The 23,852-nt window shown below is 44.9% G+C and carries 19 protein-coding genes and 1 tRNA gene; 8 read left to right on the top strand and 12 right to left on the bottom strand.

The genetic code is table 11. The features are described 5' to 3' along the window. Positions 1–184: 184 nt before the first annotated feature. On the bottom strand, positions 185–1,441 hold the full coding sequence (locus ABH09_RS03450; protein ID WP_162662726.1) for a DUF3798 domain-containing protein: 1,257 nt from the start codon (positions 1,439–1,441) through the stop codon (positions 185–187). A 306-nt stretch (positions 1,442–1,747) separates the two neighbouring features. Between ABH09_RS03450 and ABH09_RS03445 the strand changes: the two genes are divergently transcribed. After that, positions 1,748–2,599, top strand: coding sequence for a DMT family transporter (locus tag ABH09_RS03445; RefSeq protein ID WP_253715201.1), 852 nt, complete (start codon positions 1,748–1,750; stop codon positions 2,597–2,599). Here the strand turns inward: ABH09_RS03445 and ABH09_RS03440 are convergent, their stop codons facing one another. Further along, positions 2,600–3,262, bottom strand: a complete 663-nt coding sequence (locus ABH09_RS03440; protein WP_253715200.1) for an HAD family hydrolase — start codon at positions 3,260–3,262, stop codon at positions 2,600–2,602. Between the two features lie 100 nt (positions 3,263–3,362). On the opposite strand from ABH09_RS03440, the gene ABH09_RS03435 reads away from it, so the two are divergent. The 7 genes from ABH09_RS03435 to ABH09_RS03405 all read left to right on the top strand — a co-directional run bounded on the left by ABH09_RS03435 (position 3,363) and on the right by ABH09_RS03405 (position 11,947). Next, positions 3,363–5,162 carry an InlB B-repeat-containing protein gene (locus tag ABH09_RS03435; RefSeq protein ID WP_253715199.1) on the top strand — a complete coding sequence of 600 codons (1,800 nt, stop codon included), beginning with the start codon at positions 3,363–3,365 and terminating at the stop codon, positions 5,160–5,162. Between the two features lie 300 nt (positions 5,163–5,462). Then, a tRNA-Gly gene (locus ABH09_RS03430) sits at positions 5,463–5,534 on the top strand. A gap of 136 nt (positions 5,535–5,670) precedes the next feature. Beyond that, positions 5,671–7,803, top strand: coding sequence for a methyl-accepting chemotaxis protein (locus ABH09_RS03425; protein ID WP_162662722.1), 2,133 nt, complete (start codon positions 5,671–5,673; stop codon positions 7,801–7,803). A gap of 134 nt (positions 7,804–7,937) precedes the next feature. Beyond that, the gene (fliS, locus tag ABH09_RS03420) at positions 7,938–8,384 is read left to right on the top strand and encodes a flagellar export chaperone FliS (RefSeq protein WP_162662720.1); all 447 of its coding nucleotides are present in this window, start codon (positions 7,938–7,940) and stop codon (positions 8,382–8,384) included. Positions 8,385–8,388: 4 nt separating this feature from the next. Continuing rightward, positions 8,389–8,862 carry a flagellar biosynthesis protein FlgN gene (locus ABH09_RS03415; protein ID WP_253715198.1) on the top strand — a complete coding sequence of 158 codons (474 nt, stop codon included), beginning with the start codon at positions 8,389–8,391 and terminating at the stop codon, positions 8,860–8,862. A 51-nt stretch (positions 8,863–8,913) separates the two neighbouring features. Then, positions 8,914–9,639: a transporter associated domain-containing protein gene (locus ABH09_RS03410; protein ID WP_253715197.1), complete on the top strand. Its 726-nt coding sequence runs from the start codon at positions 8,914–8,916 to the stop codon at positions 9,637–9,639. A 265-nt stretch (positions 9,640–9,904) separates the two neighbouring features. Then, on the top strand, positions 9,905–11,947 hold the full coding sequence (locus ABH09_RS03405) for a methyl-accepting chemotaxis protein (protein WP_371922141.1): 2,043 nt from the start codon (positions 9,905–9,907) through the stop codon (positions 11,945–11,947). A gap of 144 nt (positions 11,948–12,091) precedes the next feature. On the opposite strand, the gene ABH09_RS03400 is transcribed toward ABH09_RS03405, so the two are convergent. The 10 genes from ABH09_RS03400 to nusA form a co-directional block, all read right to left on the bottom strand. Continuing rightward, complete coding sequence (locus ABH09_RS03400; RefSeq protein ID WP_253715196.1) at positions 12,092–13,162, bottom strand: LptF/LptG family permease; 1,071 nt, start codon at positions 13,160–13,162, stop codon at positions 12,092–12,094. After that, positions 13,159–14,268: an LptF/LptG family permease gene (locus ABH09_RS03395; RefSeq protein WP_253715195.1), complete on the bottom strand. Its 1,110-nt coding sequence runs from the start codon at positions 14,266–14,268 to the stop codon at positions 13,159–13,161. The genes ABH09_RS03400 and ABH09_RS03395 overlap by 4 nt, the downstream gene beginning before the upstream one ends. A 30-nt stretch (positions 14,269–14,298) precedes the next feature. Next, complete coding sequence (gene dut, locus ABH09_RS03390) at positions 14,299–14,754, bottom strand: dUTP diphosphatase (RefSeq protein WP_162662712.1); 456 nt, start codon at positions 14,752–14,754, stop codon at positions 14,299–14,301. 35 nt (positions 14,755–14,789) lie between these two features. Beyond that, positions 14,790–16,892, bottom strand: coding sequence for a polyribonucleotide nucleotidyltransferase (gene pnp / locus ABH09_RS03385; RefSeq protein WP_253715194.1), 2,103 nt, complete (start codon positions 16,890–16,892; stop codon positions 14,790–14,792). A gap of 169 nt (positions 16,893–17,061) precedes the next feature. Beyond that, a complete protein-coding gene (rpsO, locus tag ABH09_RS03380) occupies positions 17,062–17,331 on the bottom strand; it encodes a 30S ribosomal protein S15 (RefSeq protein ID WP_162662710.1) in 270 nt (89 codons plus the stop codon). 3 nt (positions 17,332–17,334) lie between these two features. Continuing rightward, the gene (locus ABH09_RS03375) at positions 17,335–18,159 is read right to left on the bottom strand and encodes an FAD synthetase family protein (protein ID WP_253715193.1); all 825 of its coding nucleotides are present in this window, start codon (positions 18,157–18,159) and stop codon (positions 17,335–17,337) included. Positions 18,160–18,220: 61 nt separating this feature from the next. Beyond that, positions 18,221–19,306: a tRNA pseudouridine(55) synthase TruB gene (gene truB, locus ABH09_RS03370; protein WP_253715192.1), complete on the bottom strand. Its 1,086-nt coding sequence runs from the start codon at positions 19,304–19,306 to the stop codon at positions 18,221–18,223. Next, positions 19,293–19,670 carry a 30S ribosome-binding factor RbfA gene (rbfA, locus tag ABH09_RS03365; protein WP_162662704.1) on the bottom strand — a complete coding sequence of 126 codons (378 nt, stop codon included), beginning with the start codon at positions 19,668–19,670 and terminating at the stop codon, positions 19,293–19,295. Before rbfA ends, truB begins: the two co-directional genes overlap by 14 nt. Continuing rightward, positions 19,667–22,381, bottom strand: a complete 2,715-nt coding sequence (infB, locus tag ABH09_RS03360; protein WP_253715191.1) for a translation initiation factor IF-2 — start codon at positions 22,379–22,381, stop codon at positions 19,667–19,669. Before infB ends, rbfA begins: the two co-directional genes overlap by 4 nt. A gap of 7 nt (positions 22,382–22,388) precedes the next feature. Further along, on the bottom strand, positions 22,389–23,849 hold the full coding sequence (nusA, locus tag ABH09_RS03355) for a transcription termination factor NusA (protein WP_162662701.1): 1,461 nt from the start codon (positions 23,847–23,849) through the stop codon (positions 22,389–22,391). Positions 23,850–23,852 lie beyond the last annotated feature (3 nt).

Raw genomic sequence — 23,852 nt, 5'->3', positions numbered from 1 at the left:
TCATCCTTATAAACAATAGAGATATCCGATCTCAATGTTTCCTCTTTGCTATCGATAAAAAAAACGGGTACACGCATTCAAGGTAACCTATTCCGCAACTTCCGTTTCGGAACAGGTTTACTTCAAAATTTTCCATGTACCCGTTCTGCTGAGGAGGCTTTTTTTAAATAGTTTCCATTCTCTACTATTTATTAAATTTCATATTCAAGTATTTCTGCGGTACCTCTTGCTCGGTTGTCGACAAAAAGCCTTTTCCGAGAATATAAGTATCCATAAATACTAACGCTTGGTTTTTTGCACGCACACCGGTATTTGCATCCGTATAGTATGCGCTCTTCCACCGTGCATTGGGAGTAAAGACACCCAGCGCTTTTGACAAATCAGCAAGGCTGCCTTTCTCCGCTTCGCCGTCGATAATGCGGCGGGCATATTCACCCAAACCGGCACTGACGGTAAAGCCATAGGAGTATGCCCACGTACCGAACCGGCCCGCTCCGCCCTTGTCGATAACGGACTGCTCAACCTTCTTTAAGATAGCGGCAAAGTCCCCTGCCTGTTCGGTAAGGTCGATACCAAGGGCGCCCGGATACCCCATTAACGGTGAAGGAAGGTCTGCTTCAACAAAGATGCCGCCGTACTGTAAAAGCTGCTTTAAGAGCGGCTCCGTATGTGCATCGTTCGTACAGAAGAATGCAGTTTCTTTGCCGTATTTTTCAATCCACTGCGGAACCTTTTCAAGGATGAATTGCTGAGCGCCCGCAACGCCGACATCGCTGGTCGGGTCGGGAGCGGTCTCAAACACAAATTTCACCCCGGTATCGTTACATGCGGCTTCCATAATTTGGCGGCGAAGGCCGAGCGTTTCATAGGACATATGCCGTGGGAAAGAAATATGCACAAATGTCTTTGCACCGAGCTCCTTTGCCGCCCAAATAATCGTATATCCGCGGGATACAAAGTCATTGCTTATCGCCATATCAGCCGCAGCTTGAATAACCAGCGGGTCTTCATGCGGTTCTCCTGCAAACAACAATATGTCGGGACGTTTTTCTCGAACGCGCTTAAACGCCTCTGCAGTTCCGGGAATTCCTTGATTGACGATAATGGCCTTCATCATCGGATCGTCCGCAAGAGCGGCAATCTGTGTAATAGTCGTTTCCTGCTGCGACATAAAATCGTCAGGATAGGTGATATGTTGAATCATACCGCCGGTCTTTGCGGAACCGTACATTTCTATCAGTTTTTCGGCGCCGCGGAGATCATCTTCGGATTGGGAGACGGTTCCCGTTACAATACCGATATGGTACGAGGCGTTTTTTCCGTTACCATCCGACTCGACTTTCTCCGGTTTTGTTTCCGTTTTTTTGCTACACCCTAAGATGGATAGGCTCAAGAGTACGGCAGACAACAAAACAAATGCGGCATACATTCTTTTTTTCATAGTTATCTCCTTTTGATAGTGTAAGGATATCATAACGCGACACCTCCTACATTCGGCAGCTTTTAAAATGTATATTAAAAACAACCGTTAATTTGATACTAAGGCCTTATACAAAAAATGTCAAGCACAATATGCATAAATATACAAAAAATAGAGAAAAACTATGAGTAAAATAGTATTTTTATGCAAAAAGGAAAGTGTTAAAATTATTTAACCTAAAAACAGCTGACAATGCAAATACTCACACGAAGCAATTTTCAATTATCTTTCTTTCTGCTATACTTTACCGGTATTATGAGTATTCGATTGACATCCGCACAAAAAGGGATCTTGTGCATCATTTGTTCGGCTTTCTTTTTTACTGTAATGAATTTATGCGCAAAGCTTTCCGGCGACTTGCCGTCTATCCAAAAAGCGTTTTTTAGGAACAGTATTGCCTGTTGTACATCACTCTTTGTTTTAATAAAGAACCGTCAATTTGTGCTGCCGCAGAAAAAAAATATGCCCTTCCTTATATTGCGGGCGGTATTGGGCACTGCCGGTTTAGTTTCCAATTTCTATGCCGTCAGTCACTTAGCGCTTGCCGATGCTTCTATCTTGGCAAAGCTTGCACCGTTTTTTACCATTTTTTTCTCGTTTCTGTTTTTAAAAGAGCGCATACGTTTTACCCGGCTTCTTGCAGCCGTCTGTGCATTTGCCGCAAGCCTTTTAATTATCAAGCCTGCTTTTGCCGGATCGGGTCATATCTTTGCAGCCTCAGTGGCATGTTTCGGCGGCCTCTGTGCAGGCGGTGCATATACCTGTGTGCGCTATCTGTTAACGCATAAAGAATCCGGTACATTTGTAGTGTTCTTCTTTTCGGCTGCTTCCATGCTGATGTTATTGCCTTTTTTCCTCTACAGTTTTGCGCCGATGAGCTTACAGCAGCTTTTCTGGCTGATTGCAACCGGTGCAGCAGGCGCAGGAGGGCAATTTACCGTTACCGCGGCGTATTCTTATGCACCGGCAAAAAATATCGCGGTTTTCGACTACACTCAAATCCTATTTGCCGCAGCGTTCGGTTTTTTACTGTTCCACGAAGTTCCCGACCGTTACAGCATTGCCGGATATGTCATTATCTGCACGATTGCACTTATGCTATTTTTGAAAAAAGACTAATTACCGGATTGCGGTTACAAGCGGGAGCAGCTCCTGCGGCTTTGCGATTATATGCGCTGCACCGGTATCTTCCAGTTCGGCACGGCCGCGGAAGCCCCACAGGACACCGACGGTTGTCAAGCCTGCGCTTTTTCCAGTGTTTATATCAACGGCAGTATCGCCGATGTAGAGGCATTCCTGTTTTTGGCGGTGTAAAAGACCTAAAATCTCAAATACGCCGGCAGGATCCGGTTTGAGCGGAACCCCTTCCCGCTGTCCGAAAACAACAGAAAATGTGTCCTCATCAAAAAAAGCTTTGATGATTTTTTGCGTAGTCGGCTGCGGTTTGTTCGAAAGAACTGCTAGTTGAATCCCCCTGCCATGCAACTCTTGTATCATATCGGCAACGCCGTCGTACAAAGAGCAGAGGTGTAAAAAATCGGCATCATAGGCTGCGTTGTAATCCTGTAAAATACTGTTTTCTAGCGCAGCATCCGTAACGCCGTGATATGCCAAAACTCTATGAATAAGCGTCCGTGCGCCGTTTCCCGCAAAATACTTAAACTGTTCCACCGGCGCAGGCGGTAATCCGTGCTTTGCCGTCTCGGTATTGACAAAATAAGCGAGTGTCCGGACGGTATCGGTCAATGTTCCATCCAAATCAAAAATACATGCTTTAATCATACTATAGAGTATATCGAATCCGGCAGCAAAATGGAATCATACGCTTGACTTTAAGGTATTATGGAAGAAATTTCATTAAAAATAATAAAGGAGTATCATTATGAAGATACGAAAAATGTTACGAAGCATTCTCCTCCTGCTTCTTATGGCATCAGGATTAAGCGTTTTTCTTAGCTGTAAAGGCCTCAATCCAACCCCAGCGTTCTACACGGTCACCTTTGACGCGCAGGGAGGCTCTACGGTAACGTCACTCAAGGTTGAACATGGTAAAACGGTTACACAACCGGATAATCCGGTCAAAGCTTCTTTTACCTTCGGCGGCTGGTATAAAGAAAAAGAATGTACAACGCCGTGGAACTTTGCAACCGATACCGTTACCGCGAACATTACATTATTTGCAAAATGGACTCCTGTTGCTCCTGCAACAGAATTATTCACTATTACTTATAGTGCCAATCCCGCAACAGGAGGCTCAATAAGTGCAAAATCTACAGACGGTACGTCCCTTACCTCAGGAAAAAAGATAGAAAAAGGCACCGTCCTCGTGTTTACTGCCGTACCGAATATCGGCTATGACATTTCCGGCTGGACAGGAGATGCAACGGCTGAACCGGATAATAAGACGACAAAGCTCACGGTAACAAAAAACAGCACGGTAACGGTAACGTTTACATTAAAAAAATATACGGTAACCTTTGACGCACAAGGAGGCTCTGCGGTAGCACCGCTTGAGGTAGAACACGGTAAAACGGTTACACAACCGGATAATCCGGAAAAGACACCCTTTGCTTTCGGCGGCTGGTATAAAGAAAAAGAATGTACGACGCCATGGAACTTTGCAACGGATACCGTTACCACGGCCACTACGCTCTACGCACAATGGAAAACTACTATTCAGTTCGATGTTTCTAAAATGACCTGCTGGAAAAACCGCAGACCTCTTAATACAGGAGCTGCGGTATATGAAAATGACCGGCTGAGTTTTGCGTCGACGCTGCTGCCTACCGGACAGACGGTTGAAAAGTGGACTGTCAACGGTGTGGCAACGAATACAACAGGTACACAGTTTGATTATACCGTAAAGGCTGAAGACGTGCAAAGCGGTACTATTTCCATTGACTATACGGAAAAAACAGCAGCACAAACAGTTATACATTTTGATCCTTCAAAAATAGAATGCAAGAAAGACAGTACTACTGTTAACACAGGTGGCGTCGTGTATGAAAATGACGCTCTATCCTTTATAGCGATAAATCTACCCGCCGGACAGACAGTTAAAAGCTGGACTGTCAACGGCAACGAGCCAACTGGGGCACTCCCATGGATATTCCATTACACCGTAGATACTTATGCTATACAAAGCGGCCCTATCACCGTTGCTTATATAGAAAAAACGGCGGCACAAGCGACCATACACTTTGATTCTTCCAAAATAAAATGCTTTAGATTCTTTGGTTCAGATACCACCCCCGATATACCGATAGCTGACGGTGGTACTGTTTACGAGCATGATAATCTCATGTGTATCGCCAAACTTCCTGCCGGAAAGATGGTCGATTCTTGGACGGTCAATGGCACTGATGGGTTACTGCATATGGGAAATTCTGGCTTTTATAGGGTCGACAAGGAAGATTCTGACCTTCGATTCGACTATACGGAAAAAATTGCAGAAAGGTTAGAGTTGAAATTCGATTCTTCAAAGATACGGTGTACAAAACTGTATGATAAGACACCTATTGCGCCCGGTCAGCGAGAAAAAGGCGATGTACTCATCTTCCGCACAGTAGACGGTTCTGCAGTACTGTGGAAGGTAAACGGTAACAATATTCCTGGCCGGAGATCGTATTATATGCAAGAGGAATACGTCAACGAAAGTGTCTTAGAAATCGACTATGAGTAAAAAATCAACAACCCCGACGCAAGCACCGGGGTACCGTGCTCAACGTTTCACACGGTATGTTCTATAAGGTGGTTGCAGTCGGCTTTAATACCCTTTGTTACGGCGCAGAGCGTTGCCGAGGACGGCGGGTATTAAACCTTCCGCACGAATAAGTACGCAAGCATCTTAAAAAACCGAAAAAGTCTTTTAAGATGCCTCTTATACGGCAGACTTCGGTAAATACCGGAATCTACCGTATAAAAAATAAAGATTCCGATTGACATATCAGGTGTTTTCCGGTATAGTAGCTTCATATTTTTTGCGGATGTCGTATAACGGCTATTACCCCAGCCTTCCAAGCTGGAGACGAGGGTTCGACTCCCTTCATCCGCTGTGGCACACAACAACAATTCTTTCCTACTCATATTTCCATCTCAACTACTTTCTCTTTGATTAATATACCGATTGTCACATTGACACTATTCGTATAAAGTTCACATAAAAGTCTTGCAAAGGAGACCACCACAGTATGATCAAAAACAACGCTCATTTTCAACGACTGCATTTCAGTAAAAAACAGGTTCGGTCCATCGGTACGAAACTGCTCATTGTTACTATCATGCTGCTACTGCTTCAGTATGGGATTATTGCCTATAAGGATTGGCGGAGCATCACACAGTTTTCGGAAAATCAAATTAAAGCAACTGCAGATCTTAAATATTCTGCATTTTATAACGAATTAAATAGTTATTCGCTTGTCGGCCGCATCCTTTTAGACGATATCGCTCGGGATCAAAATATTGTTCAAGCCTTTGCTTCACGGGACAGAGCAAAGCTGCTGGAGTTAACGCAGCCGATTTTTACCGATATAAAGCAAAAATATAGAGCGCAGCAATTCCATTTTCATACGCCGTCGGCAGTCTCTTTTCTTCGCGTTCAGAATCCTGCAAAATTCGGCGACGACCTTTCTTCTTTTAGAGCGACCATCGTAGCCGCCCAAACACAAAAAAAAGAAATTTACGGCCTTGAAGTTGGGGTAAACGATCTGGGTTTTAGAGTCGTACGGCCGCTTTTCGATACGGCAAGACGAATGCTCGGAACCGTAGAATACGGCGGTGCGGTAAATACGGCATTTATCGACCAATTCGTTCTAACGACAACACCGGAAGTATTAAAAGACGGCTTAAAAGTAGCGGTTATTGCTCGTACCTTGGATAATACCTATCAGCTCATCGGTTCCAATTTTGAAAGCAAAGTTGATTCGGATGCTGCACAAATCACGGAAACATTGCCCGATGACGGAATGATTCGCACTGAAAAAAACGATGCCTTTGCCTATTATCCGCTAAAAGACTTTTCTGGACAAAGAATCGGATATGCAAAATTCTGTTTTTCAATCGAACATACTTTAACAAGAAGAACGGATTTCTTCCTTAAAACAGCGATTATTCTCATTGTAATCCTTTGCCTTTTTGTAGTAACAATTACCGGATTTACCCGAAAATTTATTATAAAGCCGGTCAAAAAAGTTATCCATGCGCTCATGTCCATAGCGGAGGGCGATTTAACCGTTCATCTTTCGGTCGAAGGGAACGACGAGATAGCCGAACTCTCCCAATACTTTGAACAAACCATTGAAAGAATCGGATCGGTTATAGAGGCAGTTTCACATAACACCGGCACTATGCAAACGGTCGGCAAAAAACTTGCCGGAAATATGGCAGAAACTGAAATGGCGGCACAAGAAATAGAAAAAAGCGTTGCATTAGTACAAAATCAAACGGTAGACCAAAGCGCGAGCGTAACCGAAACGGCTGCAACAATTGAAGAGGTCATTAAAAGACTCAAGCAGCTGGATCAAAGTATTGAAAGACAAGCGGAAAGCGTTGCACAATCATCAGCCGCCATAGAAGAAATGGTCGCAAATATCGGCGCCGTTTCAGACCGCCTCGGAAAGAATAATACGGTTATCAAGACGGTTTATGATCAAACTAAAAACGGTAAACACCGAGTAAGGTATGCCAATGAGGTTGTCGGGCAAATTGCCGAAAAAACTGAAGCGCTTTTGGAAGCAAGCCAGGTTATCCAAAATATTGCCAGCCAAACAAACTTATTGGCTATGAATGCGGCAATCGAAGCGGCCCATGCCGGAGAAACAGGTAAAGGCTTTGCAGTTGTTGCCGACGAAATCCGCAAACTTGCCGAAGAATCAAATACACAAGGAAAACAGATCGGTACCGTTATAAAGGATGCAATACAAATAATCAGCAACTTAACCACCGCCGGAGCCGGAGCAGAAAAAAGCTTTGTTGAAGTATATGAATCGGTCAACCAAATTTCTCAACAAGAAGAACAAATTGTTACCGCAATGGCCGAACAGGAGAATACAAGCCGCGAAGTGTTGGCGGCAATTCGGAATATTAACGAAGTTACCGGCGGTGTCCGCGATGCTTCCGCCGAGATGCTGCGCGGCGGAGAGCAGGTCGCACAAGAAATGCAGCGGTTAAATCAAATAACACTGAGCATCAGCGAACATATGCACGGTATGGTTGCCGCTTCCGAACGGATTGGTGATGCTGTACAAGCAGTTAACGGTATTGCGCAAGAAAACACAGTAAGCATCGAAAATCTTGCTGCTGAGGTTAGAAAGTTTAAGATATAGGGGGCGTTTCTAAAAGCTGCGATATTTGGGGCTTCCCATAAAGGAATGCGAAAGATTCTTCACTCAAGAGCTCAACAGACCGTTTCTTTTGCCGATAAGATAGAAGGAACACGCGATCGCATGGGGGATTAAAAATGAGTTATAACAGTCAAGCCTTAACGGCATATAAAGAGACACGGGTAAAGACGGCGAGTCCGGGATCTCTAATCATTATGCTGTACGATGAGGGAATTAAAAATATTACCCTTGCCATTGAAGGCATGCCTGGCGGAAAAATCGAAGCGGAGAATATTGAGCGCATCCACCAGTATATATTAAAAGCACAAGATATTATTACCGAGCTAATGGCGGCTTTAAATATGGATGAAGGAGGAGAAATTGCTGAAAATCTATTATCGCTTTACTCCTTTTTCAACCAACAGCTTTTTCAAGCGAATATACAAAAGGATCCGCAACCGCTTATAACGGTACGCGGCATGATGGAAGAACTGCGTGAGGCATGGCATCATGTTGTAAACTCAACAGCCGCCGCTGCAACAGAAATAAAACCGGTAGTTTCGGGCGTCAATATAGCAGGATAGGGTTATGCATACAGCCAAACTTAACGATTCTGAAATTGCCGAACGGGTTGCGGTTCTCAAACGATTCAGGTCGTTGTTAGAGCAACAGCGGCTTAAATTCCGCGAATATCTTACAGTATTAGAAAAACAAGAAAAAAGTATTTCCGATGAGAATGCCGATGCTGTCCTACAGCACACGGAATTGGAAGAATCTATTATTGCCGAAATATTTACTATTCAAAAAGTAATCGATCCGCTGGAATATATGTATACCAATATTTGCAAAAATGAACATTCTGATATTCCACATCTTAAAACGGATTTAGATGACTTGCAAAAACGAGTTTTGGCTCAGAATAAGAGAAACCGTGAGCTCCTGCAAACGCATATTACCGGTTTACGGCAGCAAATAGCATCATTGAAACGGCCTTATGCGCATAAAGAAAGTATCTATGCCAGTACGGCACGGACTGCAGCTCTTGTCGATCTCAGTTTATAATCGATACTAGTCGAACCTTATGCTTTGCATTTTTTGTGCTGCACATACCGTATGAATATCCCATTACCGCCGCAGTATCAGGAAAAAGGAAAGAGAGAGCCTGCATATACACGAAAAATCGGTAGTTGCATGACCTACCGCTCCGATATTGTATGGATCGATATTACGGATAGAAGTCAGGATATCCTTACATTGATAAAGACACACAAAAATTTTGACTACTTTCCGGTATGTGCAGGTAAGATTGATGCAGTTATCGGCATTGTTAGTGCACGGGATTATTTACAGAGCAGGCTTGAAATACCGCCTCCGAATCTGCAAAAGATTTTAACAAAACCGCTGTTCATCCCCGAATCACAAAACGTTAAACATACACTCGAATTACTAAACGACCGTAAGGTAAATGCAGCCTGCGTTATTGACGAATACGGTGGCATTGAAGGCTTTATAACCAAAGGCGGTTTGTTAGAGGGCTTGTTTAATAGAAGCATCCAAACAGCAAGCCATATAGGCTCACAATCCATTAGGCAAGCTGACGGCAGTATTATTATCAATGCACAGGTGAGTCTTGACGAAATACAGGCACTCGGACTTTTAAATGATATTGAACGCCCCCCTACCGAAGAATACTACACCCTTGCCGGTTATTTGCTTGCGCGGCTCGGCACCATCCCTCGACTGGGCGACAGCATCGATACCGGCTCCTACGTTTGTACGGTACTCACCATGAACGGACAGCGTATCGATCAGATTGCCGTAAAAAAGAAAGAAACGTAAACTCTTCATTCTTTATAAACAGTCTCCCTTTATAGCATACCCTCAATATTTACGGTTAAAAAAGAATGGCGACTCTCTTGCACAAGAGTATATTTACGGATATAATTACCCCCTCTTAAATATCAATATAAATTATATATAGCCGAAAGAATCGATATTTAGGAAGACTTTATTTGAGAGGCTTGACACAAATGAAAGAAACCATTATCATCCCCGAAAATATTTTTCAATTCGCCGTAAGCTTATCTGTATATTCGGGTTGCTAATACTGCTTGTAATTTCCATTTTAGGTATTACAACAATAACGATTTCAAAAAAGGCGCTACTGGAAAAAGTCCGTCTGCAACTTACCGAAAAGGCGAAAGATACTGCCTCACTGATAGATGAACGTATCAATTCTTTTTTTACTACGCTTGCAGCTATTGCGCGGCAGGAAGTATTAAGAGAAGACATTTCGTATGAAGAAAAAGCGGCTATTCTTGCCAATGAACTTGCATTTAGCAATTCGGAAATCAATGCGTTCGGTATTTGCGACCGTATAGGAAATGCATGGATCACTGACGGCAATCAATTAAATATTTCCGATCGGTCATACTACCAATCGGCCATCAACGGCAAAGCTTATGTAACCGAACCGATTATTTCTCGCGCCGACAAAGAACTTTTTGTATTTTTTTCCGTTCCTATTTATGACAACCAAAAACATATCATCGGAGTGTTATATGCGCGTGTCTATGCTGCAGGGCTTTCCAATATGATATCCGATATTGTAGTTGGAAAGACAGGCGACTGCTATGTCATAGGACTTTCCGGCAATACTATAGGAGATTCCGACATTGAGGCGGTAAAATCCCAAGAAAACAGTATGGAAAAAGCGAAAAGCGATCCTTCCTTTGTCGAAATAGCAGCATTCGAAAAAAAAGCACTGCAATCCACAGAACCGGATGTAGGGTTCTATGATTGGGATGGCGAAAAACAAATAGCTGCTTTCGGAATAATTGCAAATACCGGATGGCGGATTATCGTTGCCGCTCCTATATATGAATTTTTAGGCAGTATAACGGTTATGCAAAAAGTGCTGTATACCATTACGGCCATAATCTTAATACTCGCAATTATTGTCGTGTATATTACTGCATACAAAATAGTAAAGCCGATAAAGGCAGCAGTAGAGGCGTTAAAAGATATAGCGCAAGGAGAAGGTGATTTAACGGTACGCTTACCGGTTGCAGGACATGACGAAATAACGGATCTTTCAAATTACTTTAATCAGACAATAGAGAAGATCGGTACATCGGTTAAAGCGGTCGAAGATAGCTCAGAGGTTATGCAAAATGTCGGCGAAGAGCTTGCAAGCAACATGACCGAAACGGCAAGCGCTGTACATCAAATAAATGCAAATATCGAAAGCGTTAAACAACAAACGCTTACTCAAGCAGCAAGTGTTACCGAAACGGCAGCGACTATCGAAGAGATTGTCCGCACCATTAAGCAGCTAAACGGTAGTATCGAAACGCAGGCAGCGAGTGTTGCGCAATCTTCTTCATCAATAGAACAAATGGTTGCAAACATCACATCCATTGGCCAAACGCTCGGTAGAACCGATGAAGCTATCAGAAGCCTTACCGGTGCTACGGGAGACGGGAAAAACACATTGATAACCTCCAATACGGTTACCAAAAAGATTGCCGAAGAATCGGGGTCTCTGATAGAAGCATCAAGCGTTATTCAACATATTGCATCGCAAACAAACCTGCTGGCAATGAATGCTGCAATAGAAGCCGCACACGCAGGCGAAGCAGGTAAAGGCTTTGCTGTCGTCGCAGATGAAATCCGCAAACTTGCCGAAGATTCAGCTGCTCAAGGCAAAACGATAACAACAACTCTTAAAACGCTATCGGGTGAGATTGAAACGCTTGCAGATTCTTCCAGAATCGTCGAAGGAAAATTCAATACAATCTTTACCCTTGCCGAACAGGTTAAAGAGATGAGTAACAGCCTTACCGAAGCAATGCGCGAACAAGAGCACGGCAGTAGAGAAGTACTTACCGCGATCAAAAACATCAATATGGTAACGTTGGAGGTACAAGCAGGCTCCGCTGAAATGTTGAAGGGCAGCGAAGGTGTCGCGGAAGAAATGCGAAAACTGGATAACCTTACCCGTGTTATTACCGACAGTATGAACGAAATGGCTTCCGGTGCCGTACAAATCAACAATGCGGTACAGGAAGTTAACGGTATTACGCAGCAGAATAAACAAAGTATTGAGAATTTAGTTGTAGAAGTCTCCAAATTCAAAGTCAAGTAGGGGGTATTTTTCTTTTTTTCCGATAAAAAGAAAAATGCCCCCTACGGCCCCTAAAAAGAAAAATAACGGCTTAGGGTTCTACCCTAAGAACCCGCCGTAATTCTAGGGGTTAGTTCTGGAACGGAAGTTTAGCAGGTATGATTTTTACGTACGCGCTATTTTAAGCATTGCGACGCTCAACACCGTAAAAATTAAAAGAGGGAGGAACGCACCGGCAAGCGGAGAGATATACTCCCATTTTGCAAAAAGCATGGTCATCATCTCGGTTACATAATAGAGAATTGCAAGGGCTAAACTAAAAAGTAAACTCATCAGCAGGATATTTTTTTTAAAGCGACCTCCAATAGAAACGGAAAAAAACAAAACGATGAACGTTGTAAACGGGAATGAAAAACGACGGTAATATTGCGAAAGGTATTCATGGTAGGGTAACCCCATTTTTTTTAAATTGTCGATAAAGAGTTTTGCCTGTGCAATAGTCATCTCATCAATAGATGTAATATTCCGTTGAAAGGTTTCGGGAGGTTCGGAAAAAAGTTTCTCATCGATTGAATCTTGATAAAGCACACCATTCTCGCCAGTAAAAGTGTAGACAGCCTTATCCGTCACCTCCCAATGATCGATTTGCCAGTGTGCAGATTCACCTTTTATGACAGTAGAAATATCTCCCGATTCGGTACGCACAACAATCAATATATTATTCAACTCCTTTTGAGTATCATCATAATAATCGGCAAAATACACGATTTTTCCCGAATCGGATAAAATAACCAAATCGCTGCTATTCAAATTCTGTTGAGGTTCCAAGATGGAATTTACCAGTGCAATTTTCTGCCGCTGAAAGTGGATTAAGATACGATCCTCAAAATAAAACATCCCAATCGATAGCAAAAATCCACACAATACAAGCGGCGCCACCAATACGGCAAGCGGCATACCAGAGGCAAAGATCGAGGTAAGTTCATTTTTTGCGTACATATTCCCCATTGTATACGAACTCGCAAATAAAACCGAAAGCGGCATTGCAAACGAGACACATTTTGGAAAATACAAATACATCACCCGAAGCAGCGTAATAAAGCGTGCTTGATTTTGTAAATACTGTGGCAAATTGAGGAATAGATCACCAAGCTGGAGCAGTAAAATAAAAAATAAAATCGTTATCACAAAGACGGGGAAAAAGAGTCGGATTAAATATCGTTGAAGAATCTTCATCTGAATAACTTTTTCCCCAGCAGTACAATAGCAGCGGCAAATACCATAATATTAGGAACCCACATGGCAACCGTCCCATTCCAATCAAGCCGTAAACAAAGTGTCTGCCCGCCCATAAACAATGCCCAATATGCAACAGCAATTAAAAGGCCTAACACAAAACCCGCACCTTGATTGTGTACCTTACCGGCACTGCTGATAGCAAAGGCAAGCAGCACGAAAAAGAAGGCACCGAAAGGAAAGGAAAACTTCTTATGGAACTCCATCCAATACAAATTGAGTGTTCTCCTATCTTCGTTTTGTGTTTGTTTTTCCTTTATATCCTTATAAAGATCAAATGAAGACATTTCGGACGGACCGATCGTATTAAAATAAGAAGACCTAATACTCTTTGCAAGCACGTTGTAGGTTACCGTTTCGCCGTTTACTGCATCATATTTTTTTTTGTCGGAAGGATCTAAAATGAGAAGATGTGGTAGCAGCATTTTGAGCGACATCACGATTGAAGGATCATTGGATTTTTCAATCTCTGCAGCCTGTGTACCGAGTATGCGAAATGCTTTATCTGCATTTTTATCCACAATCAAAAGATTGTGGATTTTACCATCCTGTATTAATCCCGTTACAACAACCGCATTATGATTGCGCTTTACGGAATAAGAAGAAAGCTCCAGTGCAGGAGTTGAAGTCGCAATATCCCAATAGACTCGCCGAAAATTAATGGCACTGACAGGCAACAATACATCGTTGGTAAAAAAGGAAACAACCGAAACAACTAAACCGAACAGTAACACAGGCAACATCAGAAAGCGAGGCGACACACCAAGCGCGTTCATAGAAAGGAATTCCAAATCACTGACAAAGCGCCCGAGCCCCATTAATATACCGATTAGAGCTGCAAAGGGAGCGGCATTTGCGATAACCGCAGGAAGCGAATACAACATCAATAATGCGACATCCTTAAAAGGCGCATGTTTTGATAAGACATCGCTTGCCAACAGCAAAATATTATTGACAAAAAAAATAAAGAACAAAAACAAAAAGCAGACAAAAAAATACAGCAACATCTCTTTTAAAATATACAAAAAAAGTTGCTTTTGCCTCATACCGATCATCTTATATACCGTTATATCAATTTATGCGATGCCGGTTGAACCGTATCCATTGACACCCCGTCCGGTTTCTGAAAGTGCATCAGTTTGCACAAAGCTCACCTGTACCGCCTGAGCCACGACTGCCTGCGCAATTCTATCGCCGTTTTGTACGGTAAAGGGTTCGCTGCCAAAATTTATCAACAGCACACACAGTTCTCCACGGTAGTCGGAATCCACCGTGCCGGGAGTATTGAGTACCGTGACGCCATGCTTTAACGCAAGTCCCGAACGCGGACGTACCTGCAATTCATAGCCTGCAGGCAATTCAACAAATAACCCCGTCGGGATAAGCCTACGCTCCATCGGCTTCAGCGTTACCGGTTCAGCCAAATACGCATGTAAATCTGCGCCGGCGGAACCGGATGTTTGATATTCAGGCAGTAAGGCTCCTTCCTTGAGTACGGAAAAAACTCTTACTGCCCCGTCAGCGATACTCACTCTCTTTCCTCTGCCAACGGATTAACAGCTGCCATTTAACGGCTCGCGTTTTTTTCCTGCTCTTCGCAGGCATCGATATACGAAAGGTTTAAACGGCCGAGCTTATCAATTTCCAACAGCTTGACAGGCACTCTTTGTCCTTCCTGCAGCACGTCGGTAACTTTTTCGATGCGACTGCGCGACAGTTTGGAAATATGGCAAAGCCCTTCTTTACCGGGAAGAATTTCGATAAAGGCGCCGAAATCCTTGATGCACTTAACGGTACCCTCATAAATTCTGCCGACCTCAGGGTCTTCCACAATACCGGTAACCGCAGCCTTGGCGCCGAGCGCGGACGAAGAATCCCGTCCATAGATAGTAACCGTACCGTCGTTTTCGGTATTAATTGTTACATGGTATTGTTCAGACAACGCTTTGATAATTTTGCCGCCCGGCCCAATGAGCGCTCCGATTTTATCGACCGGAATCTTGAGCGTTTCAATCCGCGGTGCATACTTGGACACCTGTGATGAAGGTTTAGAAATAGTCTGATTCATAATGCCAAGAATATGAAGCCGGCCTTTTTTTGCCTGTTCAAGCGCTTTTTTCATAATCTCAGCGGAAACGCCGGCGATTTTAATATCCATCTGGAAACCGGTGATGCCTTCTGCGGTACCGGCGACTTTAAAGTCCATATCGCCGAGGTGATCTTCTTCGCCCAGAATATCGGAGAGTACCGCAAAGCGGCTTCCGTCGGTGATAAGTCCCATTGCGATACCGGCTACCGGTTTTTTCATCGGAACGCCGGCGTGCAGCAGCGAAAGCGTACCGCCGCACACGGTTGCCATCGAAGAAGAACCGTTGGATTCCAGAATTTCGGAAACCACTCGGATGGTATACGGGAACGCTTCTCTGGACGGAATCATCGGCATCAAAGAGCGGTGTGCAAGATGCCCGTGCCCGATTTCGCGGCGTCCGGTTCCAAGCCGTCCTACCTCACCGACCGAATAGGGCGGGAAGTTATAATGCAGGATAAAATTCTCACGCCGGTCGCCTTCGATATCATCATAGACTTGTTCGTCAAACACGGTACCGAGCGTAACAACGGCAAGCGACTGTGTTTCCCCGCGGGTAAATACCGCAGAACCGTGCGGCCGCGGCAGCACACCGATCTCGCAGGTGATGGGGCGGATATCTTCCAAGCCGCGTCCGTCAACCCGCAAGCCTTTTTCCAGTATGTTTTCGCGCAAAATATGGTATTCCATGTCGTCGAATAAAGCGGCAAAGAGCTTCGCCTGTGTTTCATCGGTGAGCTGCTCCGCATATTCTTCGGCGATAGCCTTTCTGATAGCATCGCAGGCTTCGCGGCGCTCTACCTTTCCTTTTGTATACAGGGCTTTGGAAAGTTCGGGGTAAGCCTTTGCGTAAATAGCATCTTTATTGGCAAGCGTTGCGTTCACCGGGGCAAGCGGCAGTTTTTCCTTTCCGCACGCCGCACGAAGCTCATTTTGGAGTGCACACATCGCTTTGATAAATTCATGCGCCTTTTCCAAAGCCTTGAGCATGATCTCTTCCGAAACTTCGTGAGCGCCGCCTTCTACCATCGTAATACCTTCGGCGGTGCCTGCGACGACGATTTCCATATCAGCCTTTTCAATCTGGCTGAATGTCGGGTTTATCACAAACTCGCCGTCGAGGTATGCCACGCGAGCGCCCGCAACCGGCCCGTTAAAGGGAATGTCGGAAATAACAACCGCAGCCGAACTTGCAATAACCGCTAAAATATCCGGCGGATTGATCATATCCGACGAAATACAGGTCGGTACAATCTGAATTTCCCGCCCAAAGGCTTTTTCAAACAACGGCCGCATCGGACGATCGATGAGCCGCGAAACTAAAATCTCTTTATCCTTAGGACGGCCTTCACGCTTGATAAAACCGCCCGGTATCTTTCCCGCTGCATAGTATTTTTCATTATAATCGACGGTTACCGGCACGTAGTCGAGCCCCTCAACCGCTGTAGATGACGCACACACTGTCGCCAGAACAGCTGTTCCGCCGTACTGTGCATAAATTGCGCCGTTTGCTTGTTTCGCTAAATGGCCAGTTTCTAAAATTAACTCTTCATTTCCGATCTTATACGTTACTCTCTGTCTCATAATCTTTCCTTCCATAATTTCTATTGCTTATAAAAAACGGCTACCTACCCGTTTTTCGATAGGTAACCGTTGTATGCCGCTTAAAGCGATCTAAGAGGAAGCAAGGAAGCTGTCAAAAACCGAAGTCTGCGGACACCTCCTGTTTCCTGCACATTAAGCAGCATGTATCTTACTTACGCAAGCCTAACTCTTTAATAAGGGCACGGTAGCCTTCGAGGTTCGTCCGCTTGTAGTATTTCAGCAAGCGTCGACGCTGTCCTACCAATACCAAAAGCCCCCGCTGACTGCTCTTATCCTTTTTATTGATTCTGCAGTGCTCGGTGAGCTGGCGGATCCTATCGGTCAGCAAAGCAATCTGAACTCTGGTATTACCCGTATCTTTTTCATTTGCACCGAATTTCATCACAACCGATGCAGTCTGTTCTTTTGTAAGTGCCATTTCTTACTCCTTTCGTATAAATTCCAATTTACGTATCAATGTTCCTGCGGCAAACGGAATCGGCGCTGCGGTATCTTCGAAAACTTCAAGCAAAGTATCCATAACTTTCACCTGTACGGGAATAATCGCTCCCGTCTGCAAATACGCGCGAGCTGAATACTGTCCGTTTTGAGGGAGAATCTGTGTTACGGCCGCTTTCTCGACAGCCCATACACCGTTCTCTGTCCGCTGAACTATTTTTGCGACATCTAAGAAAAAAGGATACCCGAGGAGATCTTTTGCAAGGGCGAAATCAGCTTGTTCAACGGCCTGCCGTATTGCACTTGAGCTGATACGCTCGTGCCGTGCCGAATAAAGCTGTTCGATGGAATCAAAACAAAAGCCCCTTTCACGAGCAAGGCGCTGTAAGCCCCCTACTCCCGTATCGTGGCGATACCCGCAGGTAAAATCACTGCCAACGGCAAGATATTTTATGCAGATAGTTTTTATTAGTATGTCAAAAAAAACAGTACCTTTCATTCTAGCGAAATCAGCGGAAAAGTCAATCAGCACCGTAAAGCTAAATCCTTGCTCGGCAAATTTTTGCAGCCTCATTTCCAGTGTCGACACATCGCCTGCGTACATGTTGCCCGCCTTAACCGATCGAGGGGAGCGGAAAAAAGTGATAATCCCTGCGGGAATGCCGTCTTTTCGTGCAGCCTTCAACACCGCTGATAAGATACGCTCGTGCCCACGGTGAGGCCCGTCGAAACCGCCGATCGAAATAGCGGAACCTTGCGGATATATGTTTTCTCCTTTTATTAAATCATCCCAGTAGATAATCTTCATCACTCCAGCCTATCAGGGTAAACGTATCAGATTCTTTGTGATATACGCCGCACGAATCAATTTACACATCTGATGCGTTTACCCCGCCCCTGTTAAATACTATTTGATAATGAAACCGGTTACCGTTTTTCGTGATCAAACCTGCACAGATGTTCTGATAAAATACTGCGATAGTTCCGCCGTCCGAAAGCGGCTGCACTTCCGTAAACCAGTGCCCGCTGATGGTTTTCCCGTTTATAAACGCAGGATAATATTTATCTTGAAGCACCGTTGTTTGAAAACACATGGCACGGGCAAGTTCTTCGCTTAAAGACAAAGACGCCCGCTTTATCTCTTCTTCGGTAATCGAATATGGAGCACTTTCCGTACCCGCCGCAGCGCTTCCGAAAGGAGGCAGCGCTGAAAAACCTGCCGCCTGTTCAAGGGTAAACGGCCCGACAGCCGTACGCCTAAGCGCATACACATATGCAGCGGAACCGCATCGATGGGCTATATCCCGCACCAATGAACGGATATATGTTCCTTTAGAACAGTGCACGCACAGAACGGCGCCAAGCACTTTTTGAGCTGCGCCTATTTCGGATTTTTCGGCGCCTGGCAGTTTTTGAACCGTACTCAATGCGGCTGCATCCGCTTCAAGATGTTCAACGCCCGTATCAGCTTCCGGTGCATAAAAAATTTCTTCGATATCGATGTTATAGATGGTAACGATTCGGGGCGGTACGATTACTGCTTCTCCACGCCGTATTTTATCGGAAAGCCGCTCACCCGCCTGCTTTACCGCCGAATAAACAGGCGGTACTTGCTCGATGGTTCCGGTCAGCTGCCGAATTGCAGCAATAAAGTCGGCATACACTGGAAGCGGCTTTTCGGCGATGATGGTGCCTTCAGGGTCGAGCGTATCGGTTTCCTTTCCGAAATAAAACAACACACGGTAAGTTTTATCGAAATCCGTGATATACGGTACAAGTTTGGTTAATTTTCCGGAAAGCAATACGAGTAATCCGTCAGCAAAGCTGTCAAGCGTACCGGTGTGTCCTACTTTTTTAGTATCGAGCGCATGCTTTACTTGCCAGAGGGAGGTAAAGCTGGTGATGCCGGACAGTTTTGCAAAGGGGATAATGAATTGAGGTTCACTCTTGGGCATTGTTCCCGGAATTAGACGACGCTTCTAAGGCTTCAAGTTTTTTTACCATATTAAAGCCATCTTCGATACTTTCATCATAGATAAAGGTAAACTGAGGACATTGATGGATGTGCAATTTTTTTGCCAAACTTGTACGGATAAATCCCGCTGCGTTTTCCAAACCCCGGACACCCTGCTTTGTCTTATGCGCATCCATAAAGCTGGAAACATACACCTTTGCATACGCAAGATCGCCGGACACCTCCACCCTGTTTATCGAAAGAAAGTTGGAAACGCGCGGATCTTTTATCTTTCCCGAAAAAATCAACTGGGAAATTTCTTCGCGGATTTGCTCCGCAAGTTTATCCAATCGGAACTCACTCATTTGGCTGCTTCTCCGTTATCGGTATGAGCTTCGGGCGCTTCATAATGCTGCGTATCAGTCAGCTTGCGTGCAACCTCGACAGTTTCGATAATCTCAAGCTGATCGCCCACTTTTATATCGTTGAAGTTCTCAAGTGCAATACCGCATTCATAACCGGCGGCCACTTCCTTGACATCATCCTTAAACCGGCGCAAGGACGCAAGCTTACCGGAGAACACCACAATCCCGTCGCGGATAAGGTGAACCGTACTATTCCGTTTCACTGTACCCTCAAGTACGTAAGAACCGGCAATATTACCAACCTTAGGTACTTTGATAACGCTGCGGATTTCCGCCATACCGATAACATTCTCTTTAATATCGGGGCTAAGCATTCCTTCCATCGCTTGCTGAATTTCTTCAACCGCTTTATAGATAACGTTATACTTACGGATATCGACTTTCTCCTGCTCTGCCAGCGCCTTTGCCTGCGACGTAGGACGAACATTGAAGCCGATAATGATCGCATTGGAATCCGCCGCGGCAAGCATAACGTCGGAGTCATTGATAGCACCGGCAGACGCATGGATAACATTTAAGCGTATCTCTTTGGTAGACAGCTTTTCGAGCGATTGCTTCAAGGCTTCTACCGATCCCTGCACATCACCCTTGATAATTACTTTTAACTCAAGTACTTCGCCGTCGGTAATCGTTTCATACAGGTTATCGAGCGTTACCTTTTTCACGTTACGTGAATCTTCAAACCGCTTGAGCTCTTGCCGTTTTAACGAAATCTGACGAGCCATACGCTCGGATTCGGTGACTTGGAAGGGATCTCCCGCATTGGGCATTCCTTCAAGCCCCAAAATCTCCACCGGCATACTCGGCGTCGCTTCGTCGATCTTCTCACCTTTATCGTTAAAGATAGCGCGAACACGCCCCGAATATACACCTGCGACATAGGGGTCACCGGTATGGAGCGTTCCACGCTGTACGATTATCGTTGCAACAACGCCCCGACCGTGATCGATTTTAGACTCAACGACCTTTCCTTCTGCGCGGCAATTATAGTTTGCCTTGAGCTCCAATACTTCCGCTTGTAACAGAATTGCATCAAGCAGGTCGTCGATACCTTTCTTCTGCAAGGCTGAAATAGGAACATAGATCGTGTCTCCGCCCCATTCTTCGGCAACAAGGCCGAGTTCACCGAGGCGAGTCTTTATCTTATCAGGATTGGCTTCCGGTTTATCGATCTTGTTAATCGCAACAATAATCGGAACCTTTGCGTCCTTTGCATGGTTTAGCGCTTCGATAGTCTGAGGCATAACGCCGTCATCGGCTGCAACCACCAATACGACAATATCGGTAACCTCGGCGCCGCGCGCACGCATCATCGTAAAGGCTTCGTGGCCGGGCGTATCGAGGAAGGTAATATTACCTTTGGGAGTAGACACCATATAAGCGCCGATATGTTGTGTAATACCACCGAACTCATGGGCAGTAACATTGGTACTGCGGATAGCGTCCAATGTCTTTGTTTTACCGTGGTCGACATGCCCCATAATAGTAACGACCGGTGGACGTGTAAGCAATTCGGCATTTTCATCACTGACGGTTTCGATAATGGTTTCATCATAGAGACTGACGATTTTTACCTCGCATTCGTATTCCGAAGCAAGAATAGTCGCAGTATCCGCATCGATGGACTGATTCATCGTTACCATCATGCCCATTTCCATCAGCTTACCGATAAGCTCGGAGGCTTTAAGGTTCATTTTCCGAGCCAATTCCGCAACGGAAATAGATTCCATTATCTCGATACTCTTAGGAACAGCACTTACCTTTTCTTTAGCCTTTTTCTTTTGCTGAAGCAGTTTCTCTTCAAAGAACTCGCTTTCTTGATCCTTGCGTGAATAGGTCTTTTTACCTTTAAACGCTTTTTTGGTATTTTGCTTATTGGTTTCAAGCGGCATTGGACTCGCCATTGGTCGGCCGCCGCCTCTATTCTGCCCACCTTGAAAACCGGGCTTATTAAAACCACCTGTTCGCGATCTATCCGACGAATAGCCTCCCAAACGTCCTCCACGGTTATTCTGATCACCGCGTCCATCCTGTTGCTGTTGCGTCCGTCCCTGTCCACCCACAAAACCGGGCTTATGACGGTTACCTTGGCTACCAAAACGGCTCGTAGGTTTGGAACCGCCGGCAAGATTTCCTGCGCGCCGATCCGGCCGTTTACTGCTTAAATCCAGTGAGCGAATTTGATTCTTACTATCCGCTTGCGCCTGTTGAGTCTGGGATTGGGCTTCGGTACCTTCTCTCCGTATTGATTTTTCAGGTCGGTTCCTATCATAACGTTCTATGCGTTCACCGCTATGCTTTTGTACGCGGCGGGTTTCATCTCCCTGTGTATGGGCGGGGTTTTTTCGTTCCAGTGACTGAGTCGAACGTTCCGGTATTTTTTTTGCCTGAGTAGAAATGTCCGCAGGAGTTGAAGATACAACAGGACGTCGCCTTTGTTCACCGGAAGGGCGGCTTCCCGCAGTATTGGCTGGAGCCGCTGCCGAAGTAGGGTGCGCTACAGGTTTAAGTTTACGCTTTATTGTCCGTACCGGTTTCTGTTCCACGGTCTGCTGTGCTTGAGGCTGGGTTGCCGCTACCGATGCAGAATCGGGCTTTGCCTTTTTGAGAATAACTTTTTGTTCTTGAGTATTTTCGATACCTTCTGCCATACGACTCCTATTCTTCGTCCTCATATTCAAAACTTAAACCGACACCACAGTTAGGACAGACTGTCATATCGATCGTAATCGGAGCCCCGCATTCGGGACATTCGTATACTTCTTCTTCCTCATCTTCAGCAGATGCAGATATTGGCTGATTTTTAGACTGCACTTCTTGTTCCGGCTCTTGATTTTCATCGACAATCTCAAATGATTCGCTGATCAACGTCTCAAGAGCATTAACTTTTTCTTCCGACATACCGGGAAGTGCACAGAGTTCTTCACGCGGAGTATCCAAGAGCTGTTCGACTGTTTCAATATGATTTTCGTGCAAGAGCGCCAAAACATCAGGATCGATGCCTTCAACCTCTGTCAGTAAAGCGACATCATCATTGAACAGCTCTTCTGCAGCCTTACGAGTTTCAGCATGGATATCCATCTCTTGGAATTGTTTTTCAGTCTTTACATCGATACTCCAATCCGCCAACCGGTTCGCCAAACGGACATTCAAGCCCTGCTTTCCAATAGCGATTGAAAGCTGACTTTCCGCAACAACGGCAAGCGCCGTACGTTTTTCCGTATCAAGGATAACAACATCCAATACTTCGGCCGGAGAGAGGGCATTGGCAATAAATACTGCCGGATCACTCGAATACTCAAGCACATCGATTTTCTCCCCCTCCAACTCGGTAATAATCGTCTGGATACGAGTACCTTTCGGACCGACACAGGCGCCGACAGGATCCACATCCTCTCTATGAGAGATAACGGCGACTTTTGTTCGGTAGCCGGGTTCACGGACAATTTTGTACAATTCAACAATATTATCGTAAATTTCAGGAACCTCAAGCTCCATCAAGCGGCGGACAAAATCGGGATCGGTACGAGAAAGGATAAGCTGCACGACATTTGATTGCCGGTGTTTTTTTACTTCTTTTATAAGAGCTTTTATTCTATCGTTCGGATGATATATCTCTTGGGGAAGCTGAAATTTCCGCGGTAAAAGACCTTCGACTTTTCCGAGATCGACATAAATATTATCGTTTTTCTTCCGCTGATAATAACCGATGATAATCTCGCCCTCTTTCGCCTTATACTCGGAGTAAATGCTGTCCTTTTGAATTTCTCGCGTCGATTGATGCACGCGCTGTACACCCGCTTGAATCGAACCACGCTTAAAATCCTTAGGATCCAGCTCGAAAAGAAGCTCATCGCCGAGTTCACAGTCAGGAGCGAGCTTTGTTGCTTCTTCTATATCCACCTCAAGCACAGGGTTCACAACATCATCAACAATTTTTTTACGAGCATATATGCTTACTGCATCATCGCCGGTGATGACAACCGCATTAACATCGGTTTTAAAAGCTGTTTTGTATGCAGCTTTCAATGTTTGTTCAACAATTTTCAATGCAAGATCTTCATCCAGTTCTTTTTCCAACGCGAATTTACGGACATCTTCAATCTTTACTCCAGCCATCAC

This window comes from Treponema sp. OMZ 803 (genome assembly GCF_024181165.1).
In the GTDB taxonomy this organism is placed as follows: domain Bacteria; phylum Spirochaetota; class Spirochaetia; order Treponematales; family Treponemataceae; genus Treponema.
The sequence above is the reverse complement of the archived record's forward strand: the minus strand, read 5'-3'. Positions and strand labels throughout refer to the sequence as shown.

Bases quoted from the DNA above. Each gene is read 5' to 3' on its own strand.
- ABH09_RS03450 (WP_162662726.1), bottom strand. From the start codon at position 1,441: ATGAAAAAAAGAATGTATGCCGCATTTGTTTTGTTGTCTGCCGTACTC.
- ABH09_RS03440 (WP_253715200.1), bottom strand. From the start codon at position 3,262: ATGATTAAAGCATGTATTTTTGATTTGGATGGAACATTGACCGATACC.
- ABH09_RS03435 (WP_253715199.1), top strand. From the start codon at position 3,363: ATGAAGATACGAAAAATGTTACGAAGCATTCTCCTCCTGCTTCTTATG.
- ABH09_RS03425 (WP_162662722.1), top strand. From the start codon at position 5,671: ATGATCAAAAACAACGCTCATTTTCAACGACTGCATTTCAGTAAAAAA.
- fliS (WP_162662720.1), top strand. From the start codon at position 7,938: ATGAGTTATAACAGTCAAGCCTTAACGGCATATAAAGAGACACGGGTA.
- ABH09_RS03415 (WP_253715198.1), top strand. From the start codon at position 8,389: ATGCATACAGCCAAACTTAACGATTCTGAAATTGCCGAACGGGTTGCG.
- ABH09_RS03410 (WP_253715197.1), top strand. From the start codon at position 8,914: ATGAATATCCCATTACCGCCGCAGTATCAGGAAAAAGGAAAGAGAGAG.
- ABH09_RS03400 (WP_253715196.1), bottom strand. From the start codon at position 13,162: ATGAAGATTCTTCAACGATATTTAATCCGACTCTTTTTCCCCGTCTTT.
- ABH09_RS03395 (WP_253715195.1), bottom strand. From the start codon at position 14,268: ATGAGGCAAAAGCAACTTTTTTTGTATATTTTAAAAGAGATGTTGCTG.
- pnp (WP_253715194.1), bottom strand. From the start codon at position 16,892: ATGAGACAGAGAGTAACGTATAAGATCGGAAATGAAGAGTTAATTTTA.
- rpsO (WP_162662710.1), bottom strand. From the start codon at position 17,331: ATGGCACTTACAAAAGAACAGACTGCATCGGTTGTGATGAAATTCGGT.
- ABH09_RS03375 (WP_253715193.1), bottom strand. From the start codon at position 18,159: ATGAAGATTATCTACTGGGATGATTTAATAAAAGGAGAAAACATATAT.
- truB (WP_253715192.1), bottom strand. From the start codon at position 19,306: ATGCCCAAGAGTGAACCTCAATTCATTATCCCCTTTGCAAAACTGTCC.
- rbfA (WP_162662704.1), bottom strand. From the start codon at position 19,670: ATGAGTGAGTTCCGATTGGATAAACTTGCGGAGCAAATCCGCGAAGAA.
- infB (WP_253715191.1), bottom strand. From the start codon at position 22,381: ATGGCAGAAGGTATCGAAAATACTCAAGAACAAAAAGTTATTCTCAAA.
- nusA (WP_162662701.1), bottom strand. From the start codon at position 23,849: ATGGCTGGAGTAAAGATTGAAGATGTCCGTAAATTCGCGTTGGAAAAA.